This window comes from Lentzea albidocapillata subsp. violacea, assembly GCF_900100275.1.
Taxonomy (GTDB): Bacteria; Actinomycetota; Actinomycetes; order Mycobacteriales; family Pseudonocardiaceae; genus Lentzea; species Lentzea violacea.
In genome coordinates, this window is the sequence record NZ_FNET01000014.1 from 173,204 (window position 1) to 190,639 (window position 17,436).

12 protein-coding genes are annotated in these 17,436 nt (G+C 68.2%); 10 read left to right on the forward strand and 2 right to left on the reverse strand.

The window, feature by feature from the left end:
• Positions 1-19 precede the first annotated feature (19 nt).
• The 5 genes from BLR21_RS43255 (at position 20) to ndk (ending at position 9,291) form a co-directional block, all read left to right on the forward strand.
• Positions 20-1,264: a hypothetical protein gene (locus BLR21_RS43255; RefSeq protein ID WP_218130980.1), complete on the forward strand. Its 1,245-nt coding sequence runs from the start codon at positions 20-22 to the stop codon at positions 1,262-1,264.
• 94 nt (positions 1,265-1,358) lie between these two features.
• A complete protein-coding gene (gene pulA, locus BLR21_RS28260; protein WP_090010405.1) occupies positions 1,359-6,773 on the forward strand; it encodes a pullulanase-type alpha-1,6-glucosidase in 5,415 nt (1,804 codons plus the stop codon).
• A gap of 50 nt (positions 6,774-6,823) precedes the next feature.
• Positions 6,824-7,306 carry a MarR family winged helix-turn-helix transcriptional regulator gene (locus BLR21_RS28265; RefSeq protein ID WP_218130981.1) on the forward strand — a complete coding sequence of 161 codons (483 nt, stop codon included), beginning with the start codon at positions 6,824-6,826 and terminating at the stop codon, positions 7,304-7,306.
• Positions 7,307-7,346: 40 nt separating this feature from the next.
• Positions 7,347-8,789: a DHA2 family efflux MFS transporter permease subunit gene (locus BLR21_RS28270; RefSeq protein WP_090010411.1), complete on the forward strand. Its 1,443-nt coding sequence runs from the start codon at positions 7,347-7,349 to the stop codon at positions 8,787-8,789.
• Between the two features lie 91 nt (positions 8,790-8,880).
• Positions 8,881-9,291 (forward strand): nucleoside-diphosphate kinase, encoded by a 411-nt coding sequence (gene ndk, locus BLR21_RS28275; protein ID WP_090010414.1) that lies wholly within the window; start codon positions 8,881-8,883, stop codon positions 9,289-9,291.
• A 335-nt stretch (positions 9,292-9,626) separates the two neighbouring features.
• Here the strand turns inward: ndk and BLR21_RS28280 are convergent, their stop codons facing one another.
• On the reverse strand, positions 9,627-10,208 hold the full coding sequence (locus BLR21_RS28280) for a GNAT family N-acetyltransferase (RefSeq protein WP_090010418.1): 582 nt from the start codon (positions 10,206-10,208) through the stop codon (positions 9,627-9,629).
• 55 nt (positions 10,209-10,263) lie between these two features.
• Between BLR21_RS28280 and BLR21_RS28285 the strand changes: the two genes are divergently transcribed.
• From BLR21_RS28285 to BLR21_RS28300, 4 genes are read left to right on the forward strand one after another with little or no spacing between them, the layout of a single operon-like run.
• On the forward strand, positions 10,264-11,178 hold the full coding sequence (locus BLR21_RS28285; RefSeq protein ID WP_176929827.1) for an ABC transporter ATP-binding protein: 915 nt from the start codon (positions 10,264-10,266) through the stop codon (positions 11,176-11,178).
• Positions 11,178-11,951, forward strand: coding sequence for an ABC transporter permease (locus BLR21_RS28290; RefSeq protein WP_090010424.1), 774 nt, complete (start codon positions 11,178-11,180; stop codon positions 11,949-11,951). The genes BLR21_RS28285 and BLR21_RS28290 overlap by 1 nt, the downstream gene beginning before the upstream one ends.
• Positions 11,948-12,790, forward strand: a complete 843-nt coding sequence (locus BLR21_RS28295) for an ABC transporter permease (protein WP_090010427.1) — start codon at positions 11,948-11,950, stop codon at positions 12,788-12,790. The genes BLR21_RS28290 and BLR21_RS28295 overlap by 4 nt, the downstream gene beginning before the upstream one ends.
• Before the next feature lie 45 nt (positions 12,791-12,835).
• A complete protein-coding gene (locus tag BLR21_RS28300; RefSeq protein WP_090010430.1) occupies positions 12,836-14,797 on the forward strand; it encodes a TIGR03960 family B12-binding radical SAM protein in 1,962 nt (653 codons plus the stop codon).
• A gap of 75 nt (positions 14,798-14,872) precedes the next feature.
• Here BLR21_RS28300 and BLR21_RS28305 read toward each other — a convergent pair whose 3' ends face one another.
• On the reverse strand, positions 14,873-16,303 hold the full coding sequence (locus BLR21_RS28305; protein WP_256334986.1) for a S8 family peptidase: 1,431 nt from the start codon (positions 16,301-16,303) through the stop codon (positions 14,873-14,875).
• Positions 16,304-16,508: 205 nt separating this feature from the next.
• Here BLR21_RS28305 and BLR21_RS28310 point away from each other — a divergent pair, with 205 nt between their 5' ends.
• Positions 16,509-17,234, forward strand: coding sequence for a TIGR03936 family radical SAM-associated protein (locus BLR21_RS28310; protein ID WP_090010434.1), 726 nt, complete (start codon positions 16,509-16,511; stop codon positions 17,232-17,234).
• Positions 17,235-17,436: the final 202 nt, after the last annotated feature.

A 17,436-nucleotide genomic window follows, 5' to 3' on the forward strand; every position in this document is an offset into this window, starting at 1 on the left:
GGAGTCGTAGGGTCGGTGGGTGCCCATCTCGTTCGACACCACCGGCTTCCGTCAGCTCGACCAGAACACCTGGCAGCACCCCAGCAGCGGTGACCGGGCCGAACTGGCCTACTACGGCCTGGTCCCCGATCTGCCCGCCGGGCTGGACGACCTGCCGAGACTCAGGCACGACCTCGCCCTGATCCACGGCGAGACCGGCTGCCTGATCGAGGCGCACGTCGTCCAGCTCGGAGGGGCGCCGGCGCTGCTGCGGATCATCAAGCTGCCGCTGCCGAACCAGCCGAACGGGCAGGTGTTCGTCGGTTCCTTCACCATCCCCAAGGAGAGCTGCAGCGCCGTGCTCCAGCTGGGCGCGGTGGAACGCGGCATGACGGGCGCGCGGGAGGCGATTCTCGCGGCCGAGCTCGGGTTCCAGAGCTGGGTGAAACCGCACCCGTACGCGCCCGAGCTGGAAGGCGTGCTGCCGTTCCACGCGGGCGACGATCCCCGCCATGACGTGAGGTTCCCCGACCACCCGTTGACGCGTGTGCGTGCGTGGGCACATCACGTGGTTCGCACGGCACGGGTGGATCCGGGGTTCGCCTCGCTGCCGCCGTTCCGGGTGCAGGCGCCGCCACCGGTCGCGCCTGGTCAGAGCCTCATCACGGCGCTGCCGAGCCTGCCGGTCAAGGACTTCATCGGCTTGCAGATCGGCGAGCAGACGACGTACTGGCGGACCGCAGACCCGAAGCTCAGGGAGATGCTCGGCCGCGGGCTCATGGGCCGTTCGCCGCTCGCCGAGACCCGGTTCCGCGACATGCTGCTCATCGACATCGAGACCGGCGAAGCGATGATCCCCGACCGCTTCACCACCAACGGTCAGATGACCGCGCACGGCACGCGCCTGCAGCAGGTCACGCTGCCCGAGGCCGACGCGGCGCTCTCCGACGACGACGTCATGGACGCCTTCAAGTGGGCCGGCCGGATGGCGGGGGCGGCGGCGGAACGCGGCGAGTTCCTGTCCCTGGAACCGATCGAGAACCAGGGCGAGCAGGCCGATCCGCACATCCTCCTGGCCGTGCAGCCGCACGAGGGCCAGCAGATGGTCATCGCCCAGTTCTCGCCGCCGCCGGCCGAGGGGCCGTTGGCCGGAGCACCGAGCCGCAGCGCACCCGCGACGCCGGAGTCGGTCGAGGGCATCGGTGTGATCGCCGGGCTCGCGGTCAACGAGTGGCGCTCACATCCGCTGCGGATGGCGATCACCTATCGGCGTCCGGCAGGCTGATTGCAAACATTTGCAGTACCCGACGTATTGTTTCCCGCTGTTTGTCGTGGTTTCGTGCAGCAACCCTGCAAGAGTTTGCGACAAGGAGGTCGCGATGCGTCGGGTCGTCGCCGCGCTCGCTGCACTGGTTCTACTTCCGCTGACACCCGTCCAGGCCGTTGCCGCTCCACCGCAACGCCTGGCCGTGGGGGAGGTGGTGGACATAGCGCCCGGTGTGCGCGACGGGGATTCGAGACTCGCGTTACCGCCCAAGCGAGACGACCTCCGGGGCGAGCGCTTCTACTTCGTGATGCCCGACCGGTTCGCGAACGGGGACCCGGGCAACGACCGTGGTCGTTCGAAGGCCGCCGAGCACGGCTTCGACCCCGCTGACAAGGGCTTCTACCACGGTGGCGACCTCAAGGGTCTGCACCGGAAGCTCGACTACCTCGACGGCATGGGCATCACGGCGATCTGGATGACGCCGATGTTCCTGAACCGCTGGGTGCAGGGCGACCCTGGAAAAGATCAATCGGCTGGCTACCACGGCTACTGGACCCTCGACTTCACCAAACTGGACCCGCACTTCGGCACCACGCAGGAGATGCGCGACCTGATCCGCGACGCGCACCGGCGTGGCATCAAGGTCTTCTTCGACATCGTCGCGAACCACACCGCCGACGTGATCAAGTACGCGGAGAACAAGACCCAGTACGTCAGTACGGGCGCTCAGCCGTACCTGGACGCTTCGGGCAAGCCGTTCGACCTCGCGGACTATGCGGGCCGCAAGGACTTCCCGAAGCTCGACGCTCAGAAGTCCTTCCCGTACACCCCGGTCAAGGACGGCCCGGCGAAGTACCCGCTGTGGCTCAACGACTCCACGCTCTACCACAACCGCGGCGACTCGACGTTCTCCGGCGAGTCGAGCGAGCAGGGCGACTTCTCCGGCCTCGACGACCTGATGACCGAGCACCCGCGCGTGGTCAACGGCATGAAGGACATCTTCACCAACTGGATCGACACGCTCGACATCGACGGTTACCGCGTCGACACCGTCAAGCACGTCAACCTGGAGTTCTGGCAGGCCCTCGCGCCGCACGTGAAGCAGTACGCGAACCGCAAGGGCAAGAAGGACTTCTTCGTGTTCGGCGAGGTCTTCGACTCCTCGCCCGAGAACACCTCGAAGTACACGACCGACGGCAGGATGCAGGCCACGCTGGACTTCCCGTTCCAGAGCAGTGCGCTGACCTTCCTGTCCGGCAAGGGTTCCCAGCGGCTCGGCGAGGTGCTGCTCGACGACGACCGCTACACCGACGCCGACTCCAACGCGTCCTCGCTGCCCACGTTCCTCGGCAACCACGACATGGGCCGGATCGCGTGGATGATCCGCAACGACCGCCCCGGCATCTCGGACGCCGAACTGCTGGAGCGGCTCAAGCTCGGCAACCAGCTGATGTACCTGTGGCGCGGCAACCCGGTCGTCTACTACGGCGACGAGCAGGGCTTCGCGGGCACGGGCGGTGACAAGCTGGCGCGCCAGGACATGTTCGCCTCGAAGACGCCGGAGTACATGGCGGAGAAGCTCGTCGGGTCCGATCGCACGGGCGCTGTCGACAACTTCAACACCTCGCACCCGCTGTACCGGCAGCTCAAGGCACTGGCCGACCAGGTCGACCGCGATCCCGTGTGGCGTGACGGCAACCAGGTGCTCCGGTACGCCGACGGTGACGTGTTCGCGTTCAGCCGCATCCTCGGCCGCGAGCACCTCGTCGTCGCGAACGCGGGCACCTCGCCGGCGACCGTGACCGTGCCGGTGTCCTCGTCGGGCTTCGAGAACGCCCAGGTCCAGAACGGTCGCGTCACGGTGACCGTGCCCGCGCTGTCCTCGTTGGTGCTCAAGGGAACCAGCGACGTCGTGAAGTCGAAGCCGGCGCCCGTCCTGGTCGCCCCGGCGGCCGGAACCGTGCTGGACGAGCGCGTCGAGCTCAGGACCGACGGCATCAGCGCGCCCAACGCGGCGGCCACGTTCGCTGCTCGTGTGGAGGGCACCCGCGACTGGACCGTGCTCGGCACTGACGACGCGGCTCCCTACCGGGTTTTCGCTGACCTGTCGGCACTTCCGGGCGCGGCCGTTGGCAAGCGCGTCGAACTGCGCGTGGTGGCGAAGTCCGGTGAGATCGGCGCGGACGGTGCGTTCGTGTCGCTCGTGGCCGCGCCGCCGCTTCCGGACCCCGGCACGAAGAACCCGGACTGGCTGGTCGTGCACTACGCACGGGACAACTACGACGGCTGGGGCCTGCACGCCTGGGGCGACGTCGAGACGCCGACCGAGTGGAACGCGCCGCTGCCGTTCGCGGGGGAGGACGCCTACGGGCGCTTCGCCTGGGTCAAGCTGAAGCCGGGCGCCAAGTCGGTCGGTCTCATCGCGCACAGGGGCGACGAGAAGGACACCTCGGCCGACCGGTTCGTCGATCCGAGCGTGACGCCCGAAATCTGGCTGAAGCAGGGCGACCCGGCCGTGCACGAGTCCGAGCAGGCGGCCACGGGCAAGGCGGTCGTGCACTACGTCGGCGACGCCACCGGAGCCGTTGTGCGCGTCGCCGGACGAGGTGACGTGCCGTTCACCAACGGCGTCGCGGAACTCCCGCCCACCACTGACTTCTCCGTCGTGCGCGGCACGACGGTGGAGGCTTCGGGCAAGTTCACGAGCGGCCACGCGTGGGTTGCCGGCGGGAAGGTGCACGCCACGAAGGCGGCGGCCGAGAACCGGGCGGTGATCCACTACAACCGCCCGGACGGCGACTACGCGGACTGGACGATGTACCACTGGACCGGTTCCGCGGAGCCGTCACCGGGCTGGAACCAGTCACGGGTGCCGGACGGGCGCGACCAGTTCGGCGTCTACTGGTCGGTGCCGCTCGCCGCCGGTGCCGCGGGGCTGAGCTACATCGTCCACCGCGGCGACACCAAGGATCCCGGCCCCGACCAGTTCCTCGACCTGGGGCAGAAGGGCCACGAGGTGTGGCAGCTGCAGGGCAACGAGACCTACCTGCTGCCGCCCAACGCCGGTCCGGCCGCCGATGACGACCTGACCAAGGCCAAGGCGATCTGGATCTCGAAGGACAGGGTCGTCTGGGACGTTCCGTCCGTGCAGTCCGACGGCTACCGCCTCGAATACGGCGCACGGGTGCTGCGGTTGTCCCCCACGACCGAGGAGGTGCCGGCGCAGTTCCCGCACCTCAAGGGCAAGCCGGTGTTCGCCGTGCGCGGGTTCGTCGACGAGGCGTTGCGGGACAAGCTTTCCGCCGTGCACGTCGATGCGGGCGGCGCGATCCGGCACCGCACGAGCGTGCAGATCGCGGGCGTGCTCGACGACCGTTATGCCGCCGCCGCAACGAAACTGACGTTCGGACCGACGTTCGACCACGGCCGCGCGTCGATCAGGTTGTGGGCGCCTACCGCTCGGAACGTGAAGCTGCGCCTGTTCGACCAGCCGTCCGGAGAGCCTTCGAGGACCGTCCAGCTCAGGCGCGACGACGCGTCCGGTTCATGGTCCGGCAAGGGCAACTGGAAGAACAGGTACTACCAGTTCGAGGTCACCGACTGGCAGCGGACGGTCGTCGTCACCGACCCGTACTCGGTTGCGTTGTCGGTGAACTCGACGCACTCGCAGTTCGCTGACCTGACGGATGCCAGGTCGATGCCTTCCGGTTGGTCTCGCGATGTCGCTCGCGGTATCGGCGGTGCGATCACCGAACTGCACGTGCGGGACTTCTCGATCAACGACCAGTCCGTCCCGGCGGCGGATCGCGGTACGTACAAGGCGTTCACGCACCGCGACTCGACGGGCATGAAGCACCTGAAGACGCTGGCCGCGGCGGGCATGGACACCGTGCACCTGCTGCCGACGTTCGACATCGCGACGATTCCCGAGAAGCGCTCCGACCAGGCCACCCCGGCCTGCGACCTGCCAACGCTCCCCGCGGACTCCGAGCAGCAGCAGGCCTGCGTCGGCGCCGTCGCGGCGAAGGACGGCTTCAACTGGGGCTACGACCCGTTCCACTACGACGTGCCCGAAGGCTCGTACGCCACAGCGGACGCGCAGAACGGCCAGGCGCGCTCGAAGCAGTACCGCGAGATGGTGAAGTCGTTGCACGACAACGGCAACCGCGTAGTGGTGGACGTCGTCTACAACCACACGGCCGCGTTCGGCGACACACCGACGTCCGTGCTGGACAAGGTTGTGCCCGGCTACTACCAGCGGCTCAACCTCGACGGCTCGGTGGCGAACTCCACGTGCTGTGCGAACACCGCGACCGAGAACGCCATGATGGGCAAACTCGTCGTGGACTCCGTGGTGCGGTGGGCGCGCAACTACAAGGTCGACGGGTTCCGGTTCGACCTGATGGGCCACCACCCGAAGGCGAACATCCTCGCGGTGCGGGCGGCGTTGGACGCGCTGACCGTCGAACGTGACGGCGTGGACGGGCGCAGGATCGGCGTGTACGGCGAGGGCTGGGACTTCGGCGAGGTCGCCGGCAACGCCCGGTTCGAGCAGGCCACCCAGGCGAACATGGCCGGGACGGGCATCGGCACGTTCAGCGACCGGCTGCGCGACGCCGTGCGCGGCGGCGGCCCGTTCGACGACGACCCGCGCGTGCAGGGCATCGGCTCTGGACTGGCCGGCGGCGTGAACTCCTCGCCTGCCAACGGGAACGTGGCCGCGCGGCTGGAGAACTACAGCGACCTGGTGAAGCTCGGCATGGCGGGCAACATGGCCTCGTACCGCTTCCAGTCGACGGCCGGGCCGGTCGTGTCGGGCCGGGACGTGCGGTACAACGGCTCGCCCGCCGGGTACACCGGGCAGCCGCTGGAGGCGATCACGTATGTCGACGCGCACGACAACGAGACGTTGTTCGACGCGTTGGCCTACAAGCTGAAGCCCGAGACCTCGATGGCTGATCGCGTGAAGATGCAGACGGTCTCGCTGGCACCGGCGCTGCTCGGGCAGGGGCGTCCGTTCGTGCATGCGGGCACCGAGTTCCTGCGCTCGAAGTCGTTGGACCGCAACAGCTACGACTCAGGGGACTGGTTCAACCCGTACGACCCGTCGTTGCGCGACAACGGTTTCGGCCGGGGACTGCCGCCGAAGGCCGACAACGAGTCGAAGTGGCCGTACGCGAAGCCGTTGCTGGGCATGGCGAAGCCTTCGTCCGCGGACATGAAGGCCACGCTCGACGCCACGCTCGAGCTGCTGCGCATCCGTCAGTCGTCGCCGTTGTTCTCGCTGGGGTCGGCCGATCTGGTGCAGCAGAAGGTCTCCTTCCCGGCCGCGGAGTCCGGCGTGATCGTCATGCACGTCGACGACACGGCGGGGCCGGACGTGGACTCGGCCCGCCGGGGAGTTCTGGTGGTGATCAACCCTTACGAGACGGACCGTCCCGTCTCGTTGCCTTCTGGCGACTGGAAGCCGCTGACCAGCGAGAAGAGGGTGGGAGCCGCACGCTCGGTCGTGGTGCTGGAGCGATAGTCCCGCTTAGAAATAGTTTCGTTCCGGATTAGTTTGGTACCGTCGTGTTCATGGGCACGACGGGGTGTACTGACCTGATGATGCTGCTGCATCGGACGGGGCACGCGCTCGAGACAGAGCTGACGGCGAGGCTCGCGGAGATCGGACTGACTCCGCGAGCCCGCTGCGTGCTGTCCAGCGCGCTGGACGCGGAGCTTACGCAGACCGAGATCGCCGACATGGTCGACATCGACAAGACGACCATGGTCGTGACGATGGACGCGCTCGAGTCCGCCGGCTACGCCGAGCGCAAGCCGTCGCCGACGGATCGCCGCGCCCGCGTGGTGGTCGTGACCGAGCAGGGCCGCGCGATCGTGGCGAAGGCCGACGACGTGTACCGGGACGTGGTCGGCAGCGTGCTCGGCTCGTTGCCCGATGACGAGCGTGCGGGCCTGGTCAACGGCCTGACGAGGCTGGTCGAGGGCCGTCTGGGCACTCCTGTGGCGTGCGAGAAGCCGCCGCGGAAACGTGCGCTGCGTCATGCCGTTGGATAGAAGATAGTCCCATACAAAACTATCTGTTACGGTTCCTCTTATGACTTCAGGGGGATCGAGGACCGACTCGCGCTGGCTGGCGCTGATAGTGCTGTGCGCAGGCATGTTGATGATCGTGCTGGACCAGACGATCGTGAACGTCGCGCTGCCCGCGATCGCGGAAGACCTCAAGTTCGGCCAGGCGGGACTCGCCTGGGTCGTGAACGCGTACCTGATCGCCTACGGCGGTCTGCTCCTGCTCGCGGGTCGGCTGGGTGACCTGATCGGGCACAAGAAGGTGTTCCTGATCGGCCTGGGCGTCTTCACGGTGGCTTCGCTGCTGTGCGGGCTCTCGTTCAGCGCCGAGATGCTGATCGTTTCGAGGTTCGTGCAGGGAGCGGGCGGTGCGCTCGCCACGTCCGTGACACTGGGCATGGTCGTGACGATGTTCCCCGAGCCCAACGAGCAGAGGCGCGCCATCGGCGTGTTCAGCTTCGTCGCGGCGGCGGGCGCGTCCCTGGGCCTGTTGCTCGGCGGCGTGCTGACCGACGCCATGTCGTGGCACTGGATCTTCTTCGTGAACATCCCGATCGGGATCGTGGCCGCGGTGGCCGCAGTCCGCCTGGTGCCCGACTCCGTGGGTCTTGGCCTGCGGGAAGGTGCGGACGTCCTCGGCGCGCTGCTGATCGTGGCCGCGGTGATGCTCGGCGTCTACACGATCGTCAAGGCGGAGCACTACGGTTTCGGTTCCGCGCACACGCTGGGACTGGGTGCCGTCGCGCTGGCGTTGCTGGTGGGATTCGTGCAACGCCAACGAACCGCCGCGAAGCCGTTGCTGCCGTTGCGGGTGTTCAAGTCCCGCAACGTGACCGGCGCGAACCTGGTGCAGATCTCCATGGTCGCCGGCATGTTCGGCCTGTTCTTCCTCGGCACCCTGTACATGCAGCTCGTGCTGCAGTACACGCCGTTGCAGATCGGCCTGGCGTTCATGCCCGTCGCCGGCGCGATCGCGGTGTTCTCGGTGTCGCTGTCGGCACGCCTGAACATCCGCTTCGGCGAACGCAACATGCTGATCGTGGGCCTGCTGTTCATGCTCGTCGGCATGCTGGTGTTCACACAGGTGCCGGTCGACGGCTCGTACGTCGCACACATCCTGCCCGCCGTGGCACCGCTGGGCATCGGTCTGGGGCTGTCGTTCCCGGCCCTGATGACGCTGGCGATGTCCGGCGCCGCGCACGACGAGGCGGGCCTGGCGTCCGGTCTCGTGAACACGACCGCGCAGGTCGGCGGCGCCCTGGGACTGGCGGTGCTGGCCACGACCTCGACCACCTACACCTCGTCGCTGCTCGCCTCGGGCGTCGGCCGTCTGGAGGCGCTGACCTCGGGCTTCCACCTGGCGTTCTGGATCTCGTCGGCGCTCGTGGCGGTGGCGCTCGGGCTGGCCGTGTTCGTGCTGCGGCAGGTCACCGTTGACCGCGAGGCCCAGCCCGTGCTGGTGCACTAGGACCGTGACGTATCCCGGGTCACAGCCCTGACGACGTGCGCGGCTACCCTGTTCGCACATCCCGTACCTGTTTTCGAGGAGTCACACCGTCGTGTCCGAGCGCACCCTGGTTCTCGTTAAGCCCGATGGCGTTGCCCGTGGTCTCGTCGGCGAGGTGATCGCCCGCATCGAGCGCAAGGGCCTCAAGCTCGCCGCTCTGGAGCTGCGCACCGCCGACCGCGCCACCGCCGAGCAGCACTACGCGGAGCACGACGGCAAGTCGTTCTACGCCGACCTTGTGGACTTCATCACCGGTGGGCCGTTGGTCGCTCTCGTGGTGGAGGGTGTTCGGGCGGTGCCCGCGTTCCGTCAGCTGGCCGGTGGGACCGACCCCATCGAGAAGGCCACGCCCGGCACGATTCGGGGGGACTTCGGGACTGAGGTCCAGTTCAACCTGGTGCATGGGTCTGACTCTGTTGAGTCGGCTGAGCGCGAGATCAAGATCTGGTTCCCTCACCTCTGATTCTTGGGTGTTTTCTGGGGCTCCGCCCCAGACCCCGCCAATCTGATCCAAAGCCGGGGTCTACGCCGCTCGCGGGTAGATGGCACGCCTGTTGCTTTGGGCGGAGGCGCGTTGCTTAGTTGGCTTGCGTTGGTGGGGTGGCTTCGTCACGAGCCGAGCCAAGAGCGGGCCACATGCAAGAAGGGGTGTCAACTCGACGAAAAGCGTGTCGAGTTGACACCCCTTCTTGCATGCAGCAAGAGCTGTGGCACGACTCGTGACGAAGCCACCCCACCCAGCCCGTTCGGTAGGACGGCTCGCCTGCGGCGTCGCGTTCGATCAGGTGCTGTGCGGGGTCAGGTCCTTCTGGGGCTGCTGCCCTTGCCGCCTGGTGCCGCGCCGTTGAGGGTGGTGCCCTCCGGGTAGCCGAGCGGCAGGTACATCCACACGTCGTCCCACCGTTCGGTGCCTACGGCGATCGCGTTCGGCATGCGGCCGCATTCGCGGAAGCCCAGGCTCTCGTACAGCTCGATTGCGCCGTGGTTGTTGCCTCGTACGCCGAGCATGACGATTTCGATGCCCTGTTCGCGGGCGTTCGCGATGAGGCCCTCCATCACCCGTTTGCCCAGGCCGAGGCCGCGTGCTGAGGGGTGGGCCATGATCTGCTGGACTTCGGCGCGGTGTTGGAAGACTGCCGTTGAGCCGCGGCGCCAGAGGCCCACTGCGCGTACTACGCCGTCCACCGTGGCTGCGGTGAAGGCGGCGTTGCCGTCGCGGACCTGTTTGAGGACGGTGTCCAGCCAGGCTGAGATGCGGTCGTAGGTCGGAGGCTCGTGGTAGCCGACGGCGCCGCCTGCCGCGACCACGTCGTGCACGACTGTGTGGATCTCGGCGCGGAGGGTCTCGTCGGCTTCCGTGAGCCAGCGGAGTTCGGGCATGCGGCGATCGTAATTGCGTCGAAAATTGTCAGACCTGTTCGTTAACGTCGGACAGGTGGACAACCTTGTTGAAGCCAAGGCTCTGACCAAGCACTTCGGGTCGTTCGAGGCCGTGCGCGGCATCGACGTCGAGGTGCGGCGGGGGGAGGCGTTCGGGTTTCTCGGGCCCAACGGGGCCGGGAAGTCGTCGACCATGCGGATGATCTCGTGCGTGTCGGGGCGGACCGGTGGCGAGCTGAAGGTGCTCGGCATGGATCCGGGGACCGAGGGGCCCAAGATCCGGGCCCGGATCGGGGTGGTGCCGCAGCTCGACAACCTGGACACCGAGCTGACGGTCCGGCAGAACCTGCAGATCTACGGGCGGTACTTCGGGATGTCCCGGCAGAAGTGTCGCGAGAAGGCCGAGGAGTTGCTGGAGTTCGCGCAGCTCGCCGAGCGGGCGGACCACGAGGTCGAGCCGCTCAGCGGTGGCATGAAGCGGCGGCTCACGATCGCCAGGTCCCTCGTGAACGACCCGGAGTTGCTCCTGCTCGACGAGCCGACCACCGGGTTGGACCCGCAGGCGCGGCATCTGTTGTGGGACAGGCTGTTCCGGCTGAAACAGGATGGTGTCACGCTCATCATCACGACCCACTACATGGACGAGGCCGAGCAGCTGTGCGATCGGCTCGTGGTGATGGACGGCGGGCGGATCGCCGCCGAGGGGTCGCCCAGTGAGCTGATCAACCGGTACTCCACCAGGGAGGTGCTGGAGCTGCGGTTCCAGCCCGGCGCGCAGAAGCCCGACCTGGAGCGGTTCGCCGACCGGGTGGAGGTGTTGCCGGACCGGTTGCTGCTCTACACGCAGGACGGGGAGGCGACTCTCCAGAGAGTCCACGAGCACGGGGTTCAGCCGGTGCAGAGCCTGGTGCGCCGCAGTTCGCTGGAGGACGTGTTCCTGCGGCTCACCGGCCGGACGTTGGTGGACTGATGCAGACGCTGAGGGCTTCCTGGTTCGGCTTCGAGAAGGCTTGGACGTGGTACCGGCGCAACTGGCGGGCCACGGCGGTGTCGAGTTTCCTGACGCCGGTGTTGTTCCTGGTCGCGCTCGGGCTGGGGTTCGGGTCCCAGGTGCAGTCGACGGCGTTGATCGGTGGCGTGTCGTACCTGGAGTACCTCGCACCCGCGCTGGTCGTGGTCACGGCTATCCAAGGGGCCACGTTCGACTCGACGTACCCGATCATGTCGCAGTTCATGTGGCAGAAGTCGTTCGTCGCGATGGCGGCCACGCCGATCACGCCGGCGCAGGTGCTCTACGGGCAGACAATGTGGATCGGCTCGCAGTTGTTCGCGCGGTCCGCGGTGTTCGTGGCGATCGCGGTCGTTCTCGGCGCCGCCGCCGGGCCCGGCATCCTGTTGTCCATCGTGTTCGGGACGCTGGCGGGGCTCGCGTTCAGCGCCCCGTTGGTCGCCTACAGCGCGACGTTGGACAAGCCGGACAGCTTCACCACCATCTTCCGGTTCGTGTTGATGCCGATGACGCTGTTCACCGGGGCGTTCTTCCCGGTCAGCCAGCTGCCGGACTGGTTGCTGCCGGTGGTGTGGCTGACGCCCGCGTGGCACGGCATCGAGCTCGCGAGAGGCGCGACGTTCGGCACGATCGACCTCTTACCGGCGTTGGGCCACCTCGTGTACCTCGTGGCGCTGACGGCCGCGGGCATCGCGCTCGGCGTGAAGTTCTTCCACCGGAGGCTGGCGGTATGACGCAGACCCTCGATCGCGAGAAGGCCGTGCCCGCCAGCGTGGGGCTGCTGTGGCGCGTGATTCCGCCGGGGTTGTACGGCGGCAGGGCCAGCATGCTCGTCGAACGCGCTGCGCTGGTGAACCGGCGCGCGTGGTTCGTGCTGGTCGGCGGGGCCTTCGAGCCCCTGCTGTTCCTGTGGTCGCTCGGGCTCGGGTTCGGGCAGATGGTGTCGGCGGTGGCCGGGCCGGACGGGCGGCCGATCAGCTACGCGGCGTTCGTGGCGCCCGCGCTGCTGGCGGCGAGCGCGATGAACGGGGCCGTGTACGACGCGACGTTCAACGTGTTCTTCAAGTTCAAGTACGTGAAGCTGTACGACGCGATGCTCACGACGCCGATGGGGCCGCTGGACATCGCGATCGGCGAGATCGCCTGGGCGCTGCTGCGAGGTGGCCTGTACTCGGCCGGGTTCCTCGCGGTCATGCTCGGGATGGGGCTGATCTTCTCGCCCTGGGCGTTGCTCGCGTTGCCGGCGGCGCTGCTGGTGGCGTTCGCGTTCGCCGCTGTGGGCATGGCGGCGACGACGTTCATGAGGTCGTGGCAGGACTTCGATCTCGTGCAGCTCGCGGTCCTGCCGCTGTTCCTGTTCTCGACGACGTTCTACCCGCTGTCGGTCTACCCGGGCTGGCTGCAGGTGGTGGTCACGTGGACGCCGCTCTACCACGCCATCGAGCTGATGCGGGGCCTCACGCTGGGCGTTGTCGGCTGGGGCATGCTCGGCCACGTCGCGTACTTCGCGGTCCTCGCGGCCGTGGGAACGGTGGTGGCGGCACGGCGATTGGGGAAGCTGTTGCTGGACTGAACCCGCGATTCGGCTCGCGCCCGCGGAGGCCGTTACTCTGGTCGTGTGAGTGCCGAGTCTGTTTTCCCCAGGTTGGAGCCCCTGCTGCCGCGGATCTCCAAGCCGGTGCAGTACGTCGGCGGCGAGCTCAACGCGACCGTCAAGGACTGGGACGAGGCGTCCGTGCGCTGGGCGTTGATGTATCCCGACGCGTACGAGGTCGGCCTGCCCAACCAGGGCGTCATGATCCTCTACGAGATCCTCAACGAGCTGCCGGACGTGCTCGCCGAGCGCACGTACGCCGTGTGGCCGGACCTCGAGGCGCTCATGCGTGAGCACGACGTCCCGCAGTTCACGGTCGACGGGCACCGGCCGGTGAAGGCGTTCGACCTGTTCGGCATCAGCTTCGCGACGGAGCTGGGTTACACGAACATGCTGACGGCGCTGGACCTCGCCGGCATCCCGCTGCACGCCAAGGACCGCACCGAGGCCGACCCGATCGTGGTCGCCGGTGGGCACGCGGCGTTCAACCCGGAGCCGATCGCGGACTTCGTGGACGCGGCGGTGCTGGGCGACGGTGAAGAGGCCGTCCTCGAGATCACCGAGATCGTGAAGAACTGGAAGGCCGAGGGCTCGCCCGGCGGCCGCGACGAGGTGCTGACCAGGCTCGCCGAGACCGGCGGCGTGTACATCCCGCGCTTCTACGACGTGGAGTACCTGCCCGACGGCCGCATCCAGCGCGTCGTGCCGAACCGCGACCGGGTCCCGTACCGCGTCTTCAAGCGCACCACGATGGACCTCGACGCGTGGCCGTACCCGAAGCAGCCGCTGGTGCCGCTCGCCGAGAGCGTCCACGAGCGGATGAGCGTCGAGATCTTCCGCGGCTGCACCCGCGGCTGCCGCTTCTGCCAGGCGGGCATGATCACCCGCCCGGTGCGCGAGCGGTCCATCGAGGGCATCGGCGCCATGGTCCAGAAGGGACTGGCGGCGACCGGCTTCGAAGAGGTCGGCCTGCTGTCACTGTCCAGTGCGGACCACAGCGAGATCGCCGAGATCACCAAGGGCCTCGCGGACCGTTACGAGGGCACGAACACGGGCCTGAGCCTGCCGAGCACCCGCGTCGACGCGTTCAACATCGATCTCGCGAACGAGTTGTCCCGCAACGGAAGGCGCTCGGGCCTGACCTTCGCGCCCGAGGGCGGCAGCGAGCGGATGCGCCGCGTCATCAACAAGATGGTGTCCGAAGAGGACCTGATCCGGACGGTGTCGGCCGCGTTCTCCAACGGCTGGCGGCAGGTGAAGCTCTACTTCATGTGCGGCCTCCCGACCGAGGAGGACGAGGACGTCCTGCAGATCGCGGAGATGGCGAAGAACGTCATCCGCGCGGGCCGGCAGGCCAGCGGCCGCAACGACGTCCGCTGCACCATCTCGATCGGCGGGTTCGTCCCCAAGCCGCACACGCCGTTCCAGTGGGCCGCGCAGTGCGCCCCGGACGTCGTCGACGACCGCCTGCGCAAGCTGCGGGAAGCCGTCAACAGCGACCGCAGTCTCGGCCGCAACATCGGCATGCGCTACCACGACGGCAAGCCAAGCCTCATCGAAGGCCTGCTCAGCCGGGGTGACCGGCGCATCGGCAAGGTCATCGAGGCCGTGTGGCGCGACGGCGGCCGGTTCGACGGCTGGAGCGAGCACTTCTCCTACGACCGCTGGACCACCATGGCCGCGCGGGAGCTGGAACCGCTCGGCGTCGACCTCGCCTGGTACACCACCCGCGAGCGCGAGGAGCTGGAGGTCCTGCCCTGGGACCACCTCGACTCGGGCCTCGACAAGGAATGGCTCTGGGCCGACTGGCAGGACGCGCTCGACGAGCGCGAGCAGGACGACTGCCGCTGGACCCCGTGCTTCGACTGCGGTGTCTGCCCGGCGATGGGCACGGACATCGAGGTCGGTCCCACGGGCCGCAAGCTGCTGCCGATCTCCCCGGTCGGCGTCGGCTCGCCGGTGAAGAACCCCACGCTCACGCCGTGACCTGAGTGCACGCGGGGAGCTTTCGTACTCGGTGAGAGCACGAAGGTCCCCGCGTGCACAGCAGCAGGCAGGCGGCTACTTCGTGACGGCGGCGAGCGCGTCCACGAGCCCGTGGCCGTAGAACGAGTTGTACTCCGAGTACCCGGTGCAGAACGCGTCCTGCACACCCGTGCCGTTCAGGTCGTAGTCGGCGGGGCACGCCAGCGTCTGCGCCTGCGCGTTCAGCATCCGCCCCAGCGACACCGCGTCCTTCTCGGGATGCACCGACGCGATCAGCGCCGCCACCCCGGCCGCGTGCGGAGTCGCCATCGACGTGCCGCACGAGTAGTCGTAGCCGGACGGCACGGTCGAGAGCACGCACCCGTTCGGCGCGCGCGAGTCGCCACCCGGCGCCGTCACGTCGATCGCGCCCAGCCCGTACGAGCTGTACCCGGCCTTGGTCTTGGTCGAATCGACCGCGGACACGCCCACGACGTTCTTGAGCTGCGCCGGGAGCACCACGCACGTCGAGTCGACCGGCCGCGTCCGCGCCTCGCCGTTCGTCGGCGACATCGAGTCGCGCCCCGGCCGGGACAGGTCGGCGGCGGCGTTCCCGGCGGCGGCGACCGTCAGCACGTTGCTCGAGGTCGCGTAGTCGACGGCACGGCGCACGGCCTCGTAGACGACGCGCTGACCGGGCTCGCTCTGGCACGTGAACAGGTACGGGTCGATGAAGTAGCTGTTGTTGGTGATCGTCATCTGCTGCGCGGCGGCCCACATGAAGCCGCACACCGCGTACTCGGGATAGATGAAGCCCTCGTCGTCCACGACCTTCACGGACGCGATGCGCACGCCCGGTGCGACACCCGTGGTGCCGCGGCCGTCGTCCGCGGCGGCGATGGTGCCGGCGACGTGCGTGCCGTGGGGAGACGTCGTCGGGGCCCACGCGGACGGTGACGTGTCGGGCATGCCGGTCAGGCACCCCGCGGACAGTTCGGGTGCCAGCGCGCCGGCCAGGTCGGGATGGCGGGCGTCGACGCCCGAGTCCAGCACGCCCACGACGACGGACTTGGAGCCCGTGGTGATCTCGTGCGCGGCCGGGGCGTTGATGAGATCCATGTCCCACTGCTCGGCCGAGCGCACGCCCGAGGGCCGGAACAGCTCCGTGTCGTCCTTCTTCCGCTTCACCGACCGCTTGGCGATGCTCTCGGCCTGGGCGCTGTACGCGCGCTGCGGGCCGATCCGGCCGAGGAAACCGGGGTCCGGCGAGGTGGCCACCGCGACCGAGATCTGCGGGTAGTAGACGGTGGTCAGGCCACACGCCCCGGTGATCTCGGAATCCGCCGTCTCGGAGGGCGTGAACTGCGGAAAGACCACCAGGTAGCGCAGCAGCGGACCGGGTTGGATGCAGGTGGGCGCCGCGGGCACCAGGTCTGGTTCCGCGCTTGCGGGCAGGGAGGCCGCCAAGCACCCGGCCACGAGCAACGCGGTCATCGCCGCCGCTCGTGCGCGGTGGGGCAGAGGCACCAGGGACCTCCAGGTCGGCAGGGCGTCCAGTCAGCCGGACCGTAGCCACGCGCAACGATCTAGACAAGCTGAACGTTCTGAATCAGGTTCACGGTACCGTCCTCATGGACGAACAGCCTGCGCCGATGGGACCGCTCACCCGTCGGAACACCACTCGGGAGCACCGCTGAGCCGCAACCTGCCGAACAACCCCTCCGCCGTCGCGGTGCAGAAACTGCGCCTGCGCTACACCAAGCGGGGGAGGTTGCGTTTCACTTCGCACCGCGACATCGCTCGCACGTTCGAACGTGCGCTGCGCAGGGCAGGCGTACCCATGGCCTACTCCCAGGGGTTCAGCCCTCACCCGAAGGTGTCGTGGGTCGGCGCCGCGCCGACCGGCGTGGCCAGCGAGGCCGAGTACGTCGAGGTCTCGGTGGTCGAGGAGGTCGACCCGATGGCGCTCAGGGCCGCGCTCGACGAGGCGTTGCCACCCGGCATCGACATCGTCGACATCGTCCAGGCGCGAGGTGGCAACCTCACCGAGCGCATCGACGCGAGCGAGTGGAGGATCGAGCTCGACGGTGTCGAGCCCGAAGAGCTCGCGAAGGCGGTGAGCGTCTTCCTCACGGCCGAGTCCGTCGAGGTCGAGCGGCTCACCAAGAACGGCACGAAGATGCTCGACGTGCGGCCCGCCGTCGTGTCAGCGCTGGTCGAACCCCGTTCGAGCGACGCCGGACACGATGACACCGCTTTGTCACGACCGTGTGGGATACTCATGACGGTTGTACGGCAGGTAACGCCTACCGTGCGACCCGACGACGTGCTGAATGCGCTTCGCGTCGTGGCCGATCTCGTGCCGCCGGTACCTGCGAGAGCAACCCGGATGGCGCAGGGAAGGCTCGACGGCGAGGGCAGGCTGGTGGACCCGCTCCAGCAGGACAGAGAGTCCTGACGAGCGCTGACAGTGTCAGTTTGGTCCAACCTTGTGACGCGCATACAGGAGGAGCGGCGCTGACAGCGGCGTCGTCGTGGGACCTGCGCAAGCGTGCGCCCAGTGAGGCGCCACGCCGCTGCGCGAGAGGCAAGGATTCCCGCCGCGAGAAGCGGTGGAGAGAGACTAAGAGAGGCCCCTGCGCGGCCGCGTCCTCACGGGA